A 14,942-nucleotide genomic window follows, 5' to 3' on the forward strand; every position below is an offset into this window, starting at 1 on the left:
CGCGCTTAAGCTTAGATTTCGCGCACTATATCTTTTTAGCGCAGCAGTCGCGGTGCTTGGGGCTTTGGTGATAAAATTCGGCGCGATAAATTCCGAGTTTTTGACGGGCTTCTTGCTAGTCCAAGGCGCAAATTTATGCTTCGGGCTCGGACAGAGCGCGTATAAATTTATGCTAGAGCGCTACGGCTTTAGCGAGCAGAAGGAGCTTTTCGGCTACTTTTTCATGGGGGCTACCGCGGTTACGGCGATTGCCGCGATCGTGCTCGGGGATTTTTCTAAATTTAATCCCAGCTTCTCCCAAGGCGCGGTGATCGTGTATTTGGGCACGGTAGCTAGCGCTTTGGGGTATTTTTTATGGAACAAAGGCGCGTGCGAAGTCGATAGCGGCGTGCTTGCGATTATGAATAACGCGCTCATTCCCGCAGCGATCGTCGTAAATTTGGTATTTTGGCAAAAGGACGCCGATATAGCGCGCCTGCTCGCGGGCTCGGCGCTGATCTACGTTTCGCTAATTTTGCATAAAAAGATTATGAAATTTTACGCCCTACGCGAGCAAAGAATTTAGTATTTAACTAAAATTTTATATTTTTACATTAGAATTAGCCCTTATTTTATTTGAAGTTGGCAAAATGAAAAAAACCTTGAAATTTATCGCCTTTACCCTGCTCATAGTCATTGCGATATATTTCTTATACGGCAAATTTTTTAAGCAAGAAGAGGCACCGAAGGCCCTTACCACAAGGCTTGAGAAGGGCAGTATCAGAGGCACGGTGACGGCTGCGGGAGAGGTTTATGCCAGGGATTTGGTCGACGTGGGCGCGCAGGTAAGCGGTCAGATCAAAAAGCTCTACGTCAAAGTGGGCGATAAGGTTCAAAAGGGCGATATGATCGCGCAGATCGATTCGGTCACTCAAGAAAACGAGATCGCGCAGCAAAAGGCGCAGCTTCTAATCCACGAAGCAAATTTAGCTTCGGCAAAGATCGCCGCGGCAAACGCCAAAACGCAGTATAACCGCGAACTGCAGCTGTATAAAAGAAACGCCGCTTCCAAAGAGGCGGTGGAAAATGCCAAAAATAGCGCCGCTTTAAAAGAGGCCGAGCAAAAGCAGATTGAGGCGCAGATCGAGCAGACCAAACTTCAGCTAAGCACGGCGGAGACGAATTTCGGCTACACCAAAATCACAGCTCCTATAAGCGGCACGATCGTTTCCATGCCGGTAGAGGAGGGCAAAACGGTAAATTCCAACCAAACCACGCCTACTATCGTAAAGATCGCCGATCTAAGCAAGATGGAGATCAAGATGCAGATCGCAGAGGGCGATATATCCAAAGTAAAGGTTGGAATGGACGTAGAATACTCCATACTATCGGATCTGGATAATATCAAAAAGGCTAAAATTTACAAGATCGATCCGGGTCTTACCACGCTTAGCGACGGGACTTACGATAAAACCTCTAGCGGTTCGTCCTATTCTTCGAGCAGCAGCGACAGTGCGATCTATTTTTACGCAAAGATGCTAGTGGACAATGAAAACGATTTTTTAAAGATCGGAATGACGACCGAAAACAACATAATCGTAAGCGAAGCGAACAATACGAGCTATCTACCTACCTCGGTTATCAAGCGCGACGCGGGAGGCGATTACGTCACGGTGCTTAACGGCAAAGAGCCTGAGCGGCGATACGTAAAAACGGGCGTCAGCGACGATTTGAATACTGAAATTTTAAGCGGTTTGGATGAAAAAGATGAGGTGCTCATCGCCGACGGAAAAGCCGCGCCGTTAAATATGGACGGGCCTCCGATGGTGTTTTAGTTAAAATTTTATGGTGTGAAAATGCTAGAGCTTAAAGATATAAACAAAAAATTCATTCTCGGCGATAACGAAATCCACGTACTAAAGGACGTAAGCTTGAATATCGAAGCGGGCGAGTTTATATCGATAATCGGGCAATCCGGAAGTGGAAAATCGACGCTGATGAATATAATCGGCTGCATCGATACGCCAAGCAGCGGAAGCTATAAGATCGAGGGTCGCGAAACCGCGAATTTAAGCGGCGACGAGCTTGCGGCGCTTAGAAGCAAAAAATTCGGCTTTGTCTTTCAAAAATACAATCTCATCGCTACGATGGACGCGACCGCAAATGTCTCGCTGCCTGCGGTGTATGCGGGCGTAGGGGCGAGCGAACGGACGAAACGGGCGGTGGAGCTTTTGGATAAGCTGGAGCTTGGCGATCGCATCAAAAATTTACCGAGCAAGCTTAGCGGCGGGCAGCAGCAGCGAGTAAGTATCGCCCGCGCTCTGATAAACGGTGGCGAAGTGATTTTGGCCGATGAGCCCACCGGCGCGCTTGATAGCAAAAGCGGCGAGACGGTGATGCAAATTTTAACGGCGCTGCACAAAGAGGGACATACCATCATCATAGTTACGCATGATGCGCATATTGCGGAATTTGCGGATCGTATCATCGAGATCAAAGACGGCAGAATTTTAAGCAATAAAAGAAAGACGGAACGGGTTTTTGAGCGCAACAAAGAGCAGATCAAAACGAAAAATTCCTTTATATTTTGCAAAGACCAGCTAATCGAAAGCTTTAAAATGTCGATTAGCGCGATATTTTCGCATAAACTAAGATCGATTTTGACGATGTTAGGCATCATCATCGGCATCGCCTCGGTTATCTGCGTAGTAGCTCTCGGTAAGGGTTCGGAGGAGCAAATTTTATCCGAGATCCGTAAAATTGGCACCAATACGATTGATATCTTTCCCGGTAAAAATTTCGGCGACGTGCGTGCGGGCTTCGTGAGCACCCTTACGATAAGCGATTCTAAAGTTTTGGCGCGCCAGCCCTACGTCGATTATGCCACACCGAATGCTTCTGCAAGCGGTACGGCAACATATGCTAATTTAAGCTCCAAGGCTCAACTGCGCGGCGGCGGCGTGAATTCTTTGGCGGTTAATGGCATAGATATAGAAGATGGTAGAAATTTTAGCGACGATGATATTAAAAATTCTGCCTCTGTCGCGATTATCGATCCAAACACTAAAAAAACATTTTTTAAAAATTCCGATCCTATCGGCAAGACGATTTTATTTTCGGGTAAGCCACTTAAGATCATAGGAGTTTCGGGCAAGGATAAAAACGCCTTCGGAAGCAACGAAAATTTAAGAATTTACGCGCCGTACTCAACTGTGATGAATAAAATCACGGGCAATCGAAAAATCAGCTCTATCACCATCAAAATAAAAGACGATGTCAATACTCAAGTAGCCGAAGAGAGCCTAACTCAGCTACTTATTCAAAGACACGGCTCGCGGGATTTTCATACGATGAACGCAGATACTATCAAACAAACAATACAAAGCACTACCGGCACGATGACGATTCTGATCTCATCGATTGCGGTGATCTCACTCGTCGTCGGCGGCATCGGCGTGATGAATATCATGCTCGTAAGCGTTACCGAGCGCACGCGCGAGATCGGCATCAGGATGGCGATCGGCGCGAAGCAATCCAACATCTTGCAGCAATTTTTGATAGAGGCGATCTTGCTTTGCTCGCTGGGCGGAGCTTTAGGAATTTTAATCGCTTTGGCGCTTGGATTTGCATTTAATACCATAAGCCCAGATTTTGCGATGAAATTTACTACCGCGCCTTTCGTGATCGCCTTTGCAGCGTCGTCCGCGATCGGCATAGTTTTTGGCTATCTGCCGGCAAGAAACGCCAGCAGATTAAATCCGATAGATGCTTTAGCACAAGAATAAACAAGGAGAGAAAATGATAAATTCCAAAGTAATTTTAAGCGGCGTTTTAGCTGTTTTTATTGGCGGTTGCGCCTCAAATCAAAGTGAGGTCGAATTTAAGCCTGTAGAGCATTTCAAGGACGAAAATGCAAGCTATGAAATTGATACGCTGTGGTATAAAAAATATGGCGAATCATACTTAAATAAGCTTGTAGATCAAGCCCTTGCGAATAACTACGATCTAAAAACAGCGGCTTTAAACGTTGAGAGTGCTTATGCAAATTTAGGGCTAAGCAGGGCTGATCTTTTTCCTACGCTAAGTAGCTCGTGGAGTGCGGGCGCTAATCGCGACATAAGCACCGGCTCGAATTGGAACAAAACCTATAGCTCGGGCTTTAACGTAAGCTATGAGCTTGATCTTTTCGGCAAGATCCGCTCGGCGGTAAATGCTGAGGGCTGGAACGCCAAAGCTAGTGAGTTTGACCTTGAAAATACTCGCCTGACTCTTATAAATTCCGTCGTAAGCGGCTACTTCGAGATGCTTTATCTAAACGATTCGCTAAAATGGACAAAACAGAATTTAAGCGATTACCGCGAAATCGAAAAAATAATCAAGGCAAAATATGATTACGGCAAGTCCGAGCAGCTAGATTACAGGCAGATTCAAAATTCTATCCTAGGGCTTGAAAACAAGGTCTTAAGCATTCAAAAAAATATCGAGGATAATCATAAATATATGAGAAATCTCATCTCTTCCAGTTTGCAGTTTGATGATAACACCGATTCGATAAATTCCATAGAATTCCAAGGCGTTGATCTAAATGTGCCTTACACGGCGCTTGCTAATCGCCCCGACATTAGAGCTGCGATCGCTAGGCTAAATTCCAGCTTTTACGACGAACAGACCGCTAAGTTAAATTTCTTTCCTAGCGTAAATTTAGGCGCAGGGCTTACTAACGGGCAAGGCGTGAGCGCTAACGATAGCTTCAAGCTAAATTTTTTAAGCGGCAACGTAAGCATAAGTCTGCCGTTTTTGGATTATGCGAGGGTTGAAAACCGCCTTAAAATTTCGGAGATCGCTTTTCGCAAAAACGTCGTAAATTACGAAAAGACGCTCTCTAACGCTACGAATGAGGTGCTAAATTTATATAGAATTTATCAGATCAATCTGGCTAGCCTTAAAAATTTAAGTGCCGCTTATGACGAAAAGGCGCGTATTGCCGATCTTTACGCTGCGAAATACGAAGCGGGCTCAAGCGAGCTAAAGGATATGCTAGAAGCCCGCACCGATGCCGTAAACGCTAAGATAAACGAGCTAAACCAAAGATATTTGACGCTTCAAAACGAGGCAGCGATCTATCGCGCGATGGCAGGCAAATTTAAACGCAAATGAAAAAGGCTTTGATACTTTGGCTGCTTTGCGGCGCGATATTTGCTGATTCTATGGTACTAAGTGCGCAAGATGGTGCAGTAAGCCTTAGCGCCAGCGCTTACGTTGCGAACGATAAACAATCAGAATTTGAGAAAAATCATAGTGAAATTCTGCTAAATCGTCAAAAAAATGAACTAGATAGGCAAAGCCTGCAAAATAATTTGCAACGTGAATCAAAAGGCGCAGGCGACCACGATGATTTTTCGATGAAAAAGCAGCCGATGCAAGACATCAAGGAGCGAAACAATAAAAATGAACAGGACTTAAAACTGCGCCGTAAAAAGCTGCAAGGCGACGCTTATCGGCGCTAGGGCTGCTTTTGTTTATCGGTTTTTAAGTAAAGTTTCTATAGAATCTCCGCTTTACATTTTCTTAAAGGAACAGTTATGAAAAGAACGTACCAACCCCACAATACCCCTAAAAAGCGCACTCACGGCTTTCGCGTCCGCATGAAAACAAAAAACGGCCGCAGAGTTTTAAGTGCAAGACGTGCTAAAGGCAGAAGAAGATTGGCTGCGTAGGCGAATTTGCTGCGATAAGCGATAGCAGCGTTTTTTCGGAGGTTTATAAAAGTGCGGCAAAGTGGCATTGCGAATGCGCTGTTGTGTATTTTTTGGCTAGCGAGCAGCGTAAATTTAGCGCAGTCGCCAGTAAAAAAATAGGCAATTCAGTTACGCGAAATTACGCTAAAAGACGTTTGCGCGCAGCGTTTTATAATCAAAAAGACGCCATTGTTAGCGGGATTTTTATATTAATCGCAAAAAAGCGGATTATAGATATGAGCTTTGAGGACATTGAGCGAAATTTAAAATGGGCGTTTAAAAAGATCGGCGCAGTAAAATGAAGAGATTTTTTATAGCCGTGATCGGGTTTTATCGAAAATTTATTTCGCCCTTGCTGCCGTGCTGTTGCCGCTACTATCCGAGCTGTTCGGAATACGCGCTTTATGAGTTTAAGTTTAACGGCGTCTTTGGCGCACTCTGCGCTGTAACGGCTAGAATTTTAAGATGCAATCCGCTCTTTAGCGGTGGCATAGATTATCCGATAATCGCGCGAAATTTCAAATTTTGCGTATTTTCTAAAATCCGCAGCAGCAATGCCTCTGCGGATAAATTTAAGCTTTGGTTTATACCATATAAAAAAAATAGATATTACGTCATACGACTAGGAGAAAATAGTGCTAGATAAACTTCCTCAATCAAAGCGCCTTGCTATCGCGATAGCAACTGCGCTCATATTTTTCGTAGCTTACGATCATTTTTATTTATCAAAAATTCGCGCTGCAATGGAGGCAAATGCAACCGCGGCGCAAATCGCGCAAAAAAATGCCGCCAAGTCCGCTCCGCAAACTACCGCCGCTAGCGTGAGCGCGCAGGGAGCAAATTTAAATACTGCAAATTCCATCTCTGCACCGTTAGTGCGCGTGGTTGGCAAAGAAGCGAATTTTACGATTGACGGGCTCGGTCGCATAAGCTCGTATATACTAAACGATGCTAAATTCCGTGACGAAAACGGCGATGCGATAAATTTGATCGATCCTAAATCACATTCTAAACCGCTTGAGATGCGCTTCGAGGACGCGGCGTTGAATGCAATGGCTTTCGATACTCCTTACAGCGCCTCATCTGGCGAGCTGGACGCACGAAACGGAGAGGCTAGCGTTACATTAAGTCAAAGTTTAGGCGCCGTTAGCATAAATAAAATTCTTACCTTTTATCCGAATGGTAGTTATAAATTGGATCTGAAGTTAAGCGGCAATGCGCGTTATTTTATCAGCCCTGGCTCGCGCCCGAACGTAGAAGTAGATAGCTATACGGTTCACGGCGTCATCGTAGGAAAACCTGGCGAAGCAGGAATTTCAGATAAAATCGCTTCATTTTTTACAGGCTCGCAGGCTATAAACGAAAGCGTAGAAATTTTTAAAGATGGTGATGTGGATAAAAACGAGCGAATAAGTGGCGTAAATATCGCTGCAAGCTCCGATCGCTATTATACGACGCTATTTTACGGAGAGAGCTTGAATGCGACCGTGACTGACGCAGATAAAATTTCGCAGGTTTTCATAAGCTCGGACGGCGATCTTAGTCTTACGGGCTATATCGGCGCGAAAGATCACGCGACGCTAAGCTCGATAAATCCTGCTCTTACGCACATTATCGAATACGGCTGGTTTACCTTCATCGCCCGCCCGATGTTTAAATTTCTAAACTGGTTGCACGGCTATATCGGTAACTGGGGTTGGTCGATCGTAGTGCTTACGCTCATCATCCGCCTAATCTTATTCCCGCTAAGTTACAAGGGAATGCTATCGATGAATAAGCTAAAAGATCTGGCGCCTAAGATGAAGGAGCTTCAGGAGAAATATAAGGACGATAAGCAGAAGCTGCAGATGCATATGATGGATCTGTATAAGAAAAACGGTGCCAATCCGATGGGCGGCTGCTTGCCAATACTGCTTCAGATACCGGTATTTTTCGCGATCTACCGCGTGCTACTTAATGCGATCGAGCTAAAGGGCGCGGAGTGGGCATTGTGGATCCACGATCTGTCGCTTAAAGATCCATATTACATCCTGCCGATTACGATGGGAATTTTGATGTTTTTGCAGCAAAAGATTACACCGACTACGTTTACCGATCCGATGCAAGAGAAGATGATGAAATTCTTGCCGCTCATTTTTACGGTATTTTTCGTAATGTTCCCGGCGGGTCTTACGTTATACTGGACGGTAAATAATTTCTGCTCCATTATCCAGCAATACGTCATTAATAAAGCCTTTGCTAGGCATAAACAAGCTCAAATAGCGGAGAAAAAATCATGATAATTGAAGCAGAAAATTTAAAAGACGCATATAATAAAGCAGCAGCTGAGCTAGGATGCTCGGTAACGCAACTTAATGTGCGCGTGCTGCAGCATCCAAGCGGTGGATTTTTGGGCTTTTTTAAAAAAAATGCCATTATAGAAGCGGTTCTCGAAGGGGAAAAATTTAGCGAAAATCTGGAATTTAGCGCCCCGCAAAATAAAGCCGGCAAAGCAGAGAAAAAGCAGGGCGACAAATCAGAGTCTCAAAGTCCGCGCACCACGCATTCTAAACATCGCAAAGAAAAGCAAAAGGGCGCTGTGACGGATGAAATTCTATTCGATATCAAAGAGAAGCTATCTGCACTTTTCAGATCAAGTGAGTTTAATATCGAAGTTAGCGATGTTAGCAAAATCGACGAAAATACCGTCTATATCAAGCTGCAAGGCGAGGATAGCGCGCTTTTGATAGGCAAAGAGGGGCACCGCTACAAGGCACTTTCGTATATGATTTACAACTGGATCAGCATCAGATACGATCTTGCTGTGGTTTTTGAAATCGCGGAATTTTTACAAAATCAAGAACGATTTATCGATTCTTATGTAAATGCGCTCGTGGAACGCTCCGGAAATGAGCGTATCGTCACGAAGGCTTTTGATGGCGCATTTATCAAAATCGTAGCCGACAAGCTAAAACAAGCATATCCAGATCGTTTCGTGGGCATCAAATCTACGCGTAGCGGCAAAATCGTCATCGTAGACGAAAAAAGCTAATCGTGAGCGAGACTATCGCCGCTATCGCTACGGCTCACGGCATCGGCGGAATTTGCATAGTTAGAATTTCAGGCGAGGAAGCGCTATCTATCGCTCTAAGCCTTTCACATCGCAGCTGTTTGCGACCTCGCTATGCCACGCTTGTGAATCTTTTTGACGAGAGTGGCGAAGCGTTCGGCGAGGCGATTTTGATATATTTTAAAGCTCCACATAGCTTTACCGGCGAAGATGTCGTAGAAGTGCAGACCCACGGCGGCTTTACGGCTTCGTCCTTGGCGTTAGATGCCGTTCTGGCTATGGGCGCGCGTATAGCAAATCCGGGCGAGTTTAGTAAGCGAGCGTTTTTAAACGGTAAAATGGATCTTAGTAAAGCCGAAGCCATAAGCGATCTGATTAATTCGCGCTCGCAAAGTGCGGCTAAAATTTTATCGCGCAGCTTGCGAGGCGAGCTAGCAGACTTCGTCGCAAATCTGCGCGCGGCTCTGGTTAAGACGCTAGCTTTTGTCGAGGTTTGCATCGATTACGCGGAGGATGATCTGCCTTCTGATGTACTGCAAAACTCGCAAGAAATGCTTAGCCAAAATATCGCTTCTCTAGAAAAAATCACTCGCATCAGCCGCAGCCGAAAGGGGTTGATCGAGGGCTTTAAAGTAGCGATTGTGGGTAAGCCCAATGTCGGTAAATCAAGCATTTTAAACTCTATGCTGAGCTTTAGTCGCGCTATCGTGAGCGACGAAGCGGGCACTACGCGCGATCTTATCGAAGAAAGCTTGCAAATAGGCACTCATCTAATCCGTATAGTCGATACTGCAGGTATCAGACACAGCGGCTCAAAGCTCGAAAGTATCGGCATTTCATATTCGCTTCGCGCTGCAAGCGAGGCAGACGTGATTTTGGCAGTGTTTGACGCAAGCCGCGAATGGGACGCCGAGGACGCGCAGATCCTAAAAATATTGCGCGAACAAAAAAGCAAAAAAATCATCTACGTTTTAAATAAATGCGACTTGCCGCGTAAATTTCATCCTAGCGCGGAGGATCTTGGCGATGATTTAGAGACTTTTTCTGCAAAAAATTTCGCAGCCGAAAATCCCATATCAGAGAATTTCACAGCCGAAAATTTAAAGCAAAGTCGGACCTGCGACGCTTCTTTAAATTCCTGCGCGCAGAATTTAAAAGCTAAAAATTTAAAGCGTGACTTAAGCGCGCAAAATTCTACTTCCACAAATTCCGCGCTTACAAGCCAAATAGCTCTTGCGAATTCCATAAATCCAAAGGAACAGAATTTTGCCTCAAAAGCGGGACTAGCGTCGTCAAATACCGAGCGCGTTACTGCAAGTTGTGCTGCGGGGAATTTTACGAAAGATGATTCTAAACAAAATTCTGTAAATTCCATCGCGCCTAATAGCTCTGCAATAAATTCCGCTAAGCAAAATACCCAAGCAAATTCCATTTTTACGCCACTTGAAATTTCTGCAAACGAGGGTGTGGATAAAATTTTAACCGCGCTTGAGAGCTACTTAAATTCTCAAAATTTCGATGGCCTTATGCTAAGCAATGAGCGGCAAATTCTATCTTGCGAGAGCGCGCTTGCGGCTCTTAAAAACGCGAGCGAGCGCCTAGCTTGCGGCGAGCTTGAGCTTTTTGCATTTGAGATAAATCGCGCGATTGAGGCGATTGCACGTATTTCGCGTCCATTTGAGCGAGATGAAATTCTAGACGAAATGTTTAGCAATTTTTGCCTCGGAAAATAGCGTTTTAGCTACTAATTAGCCAAAATTCAATATAATCTCGCATTTAAAACGAGGTCTTTATGAAGGAAAAAATCCAATATTTTTTGGCGCTGGGTCTGATAAAATTTGCAAAATTCGCGCCGAAAAGCTTCATATTCGCATTTTTCGATAAGCTCGCACTTTTTGCATCGTGGAAGCTTAGTAGGCGCGTTAAAGTCGCACAAGACAACCTTCGCGCCGCCTATCCGCAAAAAAGCGAAAGTGAGCTTCACGCTCTTGCGATCGAGAATTTTCGCAGTATCGCTAGGACGCTTACCGACACGCTTTTATTTTACAACGGCAGACTAAAATTTGATGATCTGATTTCAAACGGCGAGCAGGCGCTAGAGCGCGTCCGAAAGCTAAAAGGTGATAATCCGCACGGGATTTTATTTTTTACCGCACATTTTGGAAATTGGGAAATTCTAGCTAATTTTTTTGGCGCCAACGGCTTTCCCGTCTCGGTAGTCGGGCGTCGCAGTGATAACGAGCTGATCGAAGAGCGGCTAGTGGCGCCGTTTCGCGAGCGCTACGGCAATGACCTCATTTACAAGGACGATGCGATGCGCAGGCTCGTGCAGGCGCTAAAGCAGGGGCGCAACGTAGGCATTCTGCCCGATCAAAAGCCGGGCACAAAAAACAGCCTGCTTACGACCTTTTTTGGACGGCAGTGCTACACCACGAAGACTATCGCGTCGCTTTATTTGAAATTTCATCCCGTGCTGATACCCATTTTTGCGCGGCGCGGCGCGGATAATCGCTATGAGATCGTGATTAAGGATTTTCCGCCGCTACCTGAAGGGCTAAATAAGGACGAAGCCGAGTTATTTATCACGCAAAAGTGCAACGACATTTTCGAAGAGGTCGTGCGAACCGCGCCGCAGCAGTGGTTTTGGATACACAAACGTTGGAAGATGGACTGATGGCGCGGCAAATTTCAAGAGGCGAGAGCAAACGCAGAGTCGTTAGGAATTTATCCGCGCTGCAGGGCTCGCGCCTTTTTGTAAAAGAGCAAAGCGTCGTAAATTTAGGTAGTGCCGCGCGAGAAGGTAAAATTTTAAATCGCGAAAATTTTGTAGCGATCGCTGCCGCCGCGCGAGCGAGCAAAAATTCGGATTTCAAAAATTTTATATCGTTTTGCGGCGGCTCCTCTTGTGCTTTGCGGCGTGAAAGCTTTAGAGGTAAAAATTTAAGATCGGGCGCCTCAAGCTGCGTATGTCGCGCAGGCGGCGGACCGCTAAATTTTAATAGCGAAAACTCCGCTGCAAATCCGCCCGCCGCTAAAAATCCGCATCGAAAAGCGCTCATCTTAAGCGACGGCCGCAAGGGGCACGAGAATCAAAGCATCGCATTTTGCGAGCTAAGAGGGCTTGGGTTTTGCCTTTGCAAGATCGCTTACGCAAACAAGCTTCTTAAGCTCTGCTCCTACGCGCTTGATTTTTTCGGGCTTTATTTTAAAATTTTTAAGTGCGATCTCTGCGGGAACGGCACGGCGGCGGACCGTAAAAACGGATCAAATTTAAACAACCCCGCTTTAAACAGCCTCGTTGCGTCAGATAGCGCAAATTTAGATGCCGCGCCGAATGGTGCCAATTCAGACGCCGTATCAGATAGCGCAAATTTAGACGCTACATCAGATCGTAATTTAAATTTCGCAGATTTCGATCTGTTCGTAGGCGCGGGCTCTACGACATATTATGCGCTGAAATTTTACGCGCGCAGATACGCAAAATCGAGTATAGCGCTAATGTATCCGAAGGGCTACCGCAAGGATTTTAGCGTCATCATCGCAGGCGCGCATGACCGCCCAAAGCCGCGCGCAAATCTTAAAATTTCGCCCGTCTCGCTTAGCTTTTCGCGCCCGCAGGGGCTGTATAAGCCGCAGCGCAAATCCATCGGATTTATCATTGGCGGGCCGAATTCTTGCTTTGAGTTGGGGGATGAAATTTTAAAGCAGATTGAGGGCATAAGAGCGCAGTTTGCGGACTGTGAGTTTGCGCTAACGACCTCTCCGCGCACGCCGAGGGCTACCGAGAGCGCGCTAGAAAAGCTCAGCTGGGATTACAGCGTGATTTACGGCCGCGAGCACGTAAATCCGATCGGCGATTTTTTGGCGCAGTGCGAGTGGGTCTTCATCAGCGAGGACAGCGTCTCGATGATAAGCGAGGCCGCATCTAACGGGAGCGCGAGCGTAGCCATTTTGAGCCTAAAGCGCAAAGACGCTCATAATAAATTTGATGATTTTATAAGCGCCCTCGTTTCTACGGGCTATGCTAGGCGATACAGCGAGGGTGCGAAGCTAAAAAAGACTGCGAAGTACGATCTTAAGGCGTTTGTGAGGGAGATAAAAATATGAGGGTCGTGCAAATCCTGCCCGAGCTTAACGAAGGCGGCGTCGAGCGCGGCGTAGTCGAGCTAAATAGGGAGTTTGCGCGGCGCGGCATCGAAAATTTCGTTATCAGTAACGGCGGTAAATTGGCGCCAAAGATAGAAAACGAGGGCGGCGTGCACGTACAGCTCGACGTTTGCTCCAAAAATATCCTCACTGCACCCGCGCGCGTTTTAAAGCTGCGTAAAATTTTAAGCGGGATCGCTCCAGACATCGTGCATGTTCGCTCACGCGTGCCGGCGTGGCTGGTTAAATTTGCTCGCTCCAAAGCAAAGATCGTAAGCACCGTGCATGGGATAAATTCCGTAAATTTCTACAGCAAAATTATGACGGATGCGGACGCGATCATCTGCCCAAGCGGCTATACGCGCGATCACGTAGTGCGAAGCTACGGCGTAGACGCAGCCAAGATCACGATCATTCCGCGCGGTATCGATCTAGTAAAATTTAATCCCAAAAATTTAGACGAGCGCTTTATCGCGGAATTTCGGCAGAATTTTAACCTCGCGCAGGATGATTTCATTGTCTCGGGCGTTGGGCGCATCACGCAGATTAAGGATTACAAAACCCTGATCCGCGCCGCGGCTTTGGCAAGCGAACAAAATCTTAAAATTTTGATCGTAGGCGGCGCGAGAGCGGATCGTGACGAGTATTTTTCCAAGCTAAAATCGCTCGTAGCTGAGCTTGGACTGGACGAGCGCGTAATTTTTACGGGCTCGCAGAGCAAGGTAGCCGAGATTTACTCGCTCTCGTCGGTCACGGTAAGCGCTTCGAGTAAGCCCGAGAGCTTCGGGCGCTCGATGGCTGAGGCGATAGCGCTCAACTGCCCGGTGATCGCGACCCGCCACGGCGGCGCGCTGGATATCGTAAGAGAGGGCGAAAATGGTTATTTTTTTGACGTGGGCGATGCGCAGGCGCTAGCGAAGCTGTTTGCTCCCGCGCGCGAGCTGAAATTTGACGGCTACGGCTACGTTTCGCAAAACTTCAGCCTAGAGCAGATGGTAGAAAAAACGATAAAGGTTTATGAGAGTTTAATATGAAAAAATTTTTTTACGAAAACGGCGCGCCTAACGGCTGGAGGATCACATTTTTAACGCTGCTACTTCTTTGGTGCGCGTCGCTGTTTTTCAAAAACGCGGTCTATCAGATCTCATTTGCGGCGCTAAATTTGTTCTTTTTGGCGCATCTATTGTATTTTAAAAACTACGCAATTCTAAGCGAAATTTTGAAAAAGACGCGATTTATCGCGATTTGCTTTGTCTGTTTAGTGGTAACGCTAGCGATCTCAAACCTCCTAAACGAGGCGGTTATCTCAAAAAAAGCGTGGCAGAGCACGCTATTTTTCGTGCTTCGATACGGCGCGATATTTTTGGTACTTTGCTATTTTTACAAGCTTAAATTTTTTGATCAAAACGCCGTTTTCGCCTTTCTGTTCGTGGGGCTTGGAATTTTATCGGTAAGCGTGATCTATCAGCTTGTAAGCAGCGCCGATGCGATCGTTTTTTCAAGCGACTCTGTTCGCGGCGGACTTAGCGGATCGCTTTCGAACCGCAATATTTTAGGGCTTTTTATGGGCTTTGGGCTCTGCCTTAGTGCGGTGGCGATACGGCGGCCTTTGGCGCTTAAATTTGCGGCTTTATTTTTATTCGCGTTTTTTATGATCTTTTCATTTTCCAGAGCGGCGTGGGTCGGTACGTTTTGTGCGCTCGCGTTTTACGGCACGCTAAATTTAAAGAGCTTAAACAAAAAATACCTACTTTTCACGTTGGGTTTCATCGCACTTTTCGCCGTTTTACTCGCACTTTCGCCGTCGTTTGAGCAAAGGCTAGCAGCGCTATTTAGCGGCAACTCCTCGGGCAGAACCGTGATTTGGAGCTATATTTTAGAAATGGCGCAAGAAAAGCCTATCTTAGGCTACGGGCTGGGCTCATATATAAATTTGCCGGGCTCCCCGGTCCTTGAGCATCCCGAATATAACGCGCCGCATAATCTATTTTTAGAAATTTTACTTTATAGCGGCGTGCTCGGTCTCATCT

Annotated in this window: 15 protein-coding genes; all 15 read left to right on the top strand. The window is 46.2% G+C overall.

Annotation, left to right across the window (positions count from 1 at the left end):
- Positions 1 to 565 (top strand): EamA family transporter (locus Q0198_RS04440; RefSeq protein ID WP_366111866.1); only part of this gene is annotated, 565 nt, incomplete at its 5' end.
- A gap of 64 nt (positions 566 to 629) precedes the next feature.
- The gene (locus Q0198_RS04445; RefSeq protein WP_297895460.1) at positions 630 to 1,814 is read left to right on the top strand and encodes an efflux RND transporter periplasmic adaptor subunit; all 1,185 of its coding nucleotides are present in this window, start codon (positions 630 to 632) and stop codon (positions 1,812 to 1,814) included.
- A gap of 21 nt (positions 1,815 to 1,835) precedes the next feature.
- Complete coding sequence (locus Q0198_RS04450) at positions 1,836 to 3,764, top strand: MacB family efflux pump subunit (protein ID WP_297895464.1); 1,929 nt, start codon at positions 1,836 to 1,838, stop codon at positions 3,762 to 3,764.
- Positions 3,765 to 3,777: 13 nt separating this feature from the next.
- Complete coding sequence (locus tag Q0198_RS04455) at positions 3,778 to 5,136, top strand: TolC family protein (protein ID WP_297895467.1); 1,359 nt, start codon at positions 3,778 to 3,780, stop codon at positions 5,134 to 5,136.
- Complete coding sequence (locus Q0198_RS04460; RefSeq protein ID WP_297895470.1) at positions 5,133 to 5,486, top strand: hypothetical protein; 354 nt, start codon at positions 5,133 to 5,135, stop codon at positions 5,484 to 5,486. The genes Q0198_RS04455 and Q0198_RS04460 overlap by 4 nt, the downstream gene beginning before the upstream one ends.
- A gap of 75 nt (positions 5,487 to 5,561) precedes the next feature.
- Positions 5,562 to 5,696 (top strand): 50S ribosomal protein L34, encoded by a 135-nt coding sequence (rpmH, locus tag Q0198_RS04465; RefSeq protein ID WP_005873223.1) that lies wholly within the window; start codon positions 5,562 to 5,564, stop codon positions 5,694 to 5,696.
- A 14-nt stretch (positions 5,697 to 5,710) separates the two neighbouring features.
- Positions 5,711 to 6,019 (top strand): ribonuclease P protein component, encoded by a 309-nt coding sequence (gene rnpA / locus Q0198_RS04470; protein ID WP_227940512.1) that lies wholly within the window; start codon positions 5,711 to 5,713, stop codon positions 6,017 to 6,019.
- Positions 6,016 to 6,363: a membrane protein insertion efficiency factor YidD gene (gene yidD / locus Q0198_RS04475; RefSeq protein WP_297895473.1), complete on the top strand. Its 348-nt coding sequence runs from the start codon at positions 6,016 to 6,018 to the stop codon at positions 6,361 to 6,363. Before rnpA ends, yidD begins: the two co-directional genes overlap by 4 nt.
- Positions 6,353 to 7,996, top strand: coding sequence for a membrane protein insertase YidC (gene yidC, locus Q0198_RS04480; protein ID WP_297895476.1), 1,644 nt, complete (start codon positions 6,353 to 6,355; stop codon positions 7,994 to 7,996). Before yidD ends, yidC begins: the two co-directional genes overlap by 11 nt.
- Complete coding sequence (locus tag Q0198_RS04485) at positions 7,993 to 8,748, top strand: Jag N-terminal domain-containing protein (RefSeq protein ID WP_297895478.1); 756 nt, start codon at positions 7,993 to 7,995, stop codon at positions 8,746 to 8,748. Before yidC ends, Q0198_RS04485 begins: the two co-directional genes overlap by 4 nt.
- A gap of 2 nt (positions 8,749 to 8,750) precedes the next feature.
- Positions 8,751 to 10,499, top strand: coding sequence for a tRNA uridine-5-carboxymethylaminomethyl(34) synthesis GTPase MnmE (gene mnmE, locus Q0198_RS04490; protein WP_297895480.1), 1,749 nt, complete (start codon positions 8,751 to 8,753; stop codon positions 10,497 to 10,499).
- 59 nt (positions 10,500 to 10,558) lie between these two features.
- Positions 10,559 to 11,440, top strand: a complete 882-nt coding sequence (locus Q0198_RS04495) for a lysophospholipid acyltransferase family protein (RefSeq protein ID WP_297895482.1) — start codon at positions 10,559 to 10,561, stop codon at positions 11,438 to 11,440.
- A complete protein-coding gene (locus Q0198_RS04500) occupies positions 11,410 to 12,873 on the top strand; it encodes an ELM1/GtrOC1 family putative glycosyltransferase (RefSeq protein WP_297895484.1) in 1,464 nt (487 codons plus the stop codon). The genes Q0198_RS04495 and Q0198_RS04500 overlap by 31 nt, the downstream gene beginning before the upstream one ends.
- Positions 12,870 to 13,946 carry a glycosyltransferase family 4 protein gene (locus Q0198_RS04505; protein ID WP_297895485.1) on the top strand — a complete coding sequence of 359 codons (1,077 nt, stop codon included), beginning with the start codon at positions 12,870 to 12,872 and terminating at the stop codon, positions 13,944 to 13,946. Before Q0198_RS04500 ends, Q0198_RS04505 begins: the two co-directional genes overlap by 4 nt.
- Positions 13,943 to 14,942 (top strand): O-antigen ligase family protein (locus Q0198_RS04510; RefSeq protein WP_297895487.1); only part of this gene is annotated, 1,000 nt, incomplete at its 3' end. The genes Q0198_RS04505 and Q0198_RS04510, both read left to right, overlap by 4 nt.

The sequence above is a fragment of the uncultured Campylobacter sp. genome (assembly GCF_938045205.1).
In the GTDB taxonomy this organism is placed as follows: domain Bacteria; phylum Campylobacterota; class Campylobacteria; order Campylobacterales; family Campylobacteraceae; genus Campylobacter_B.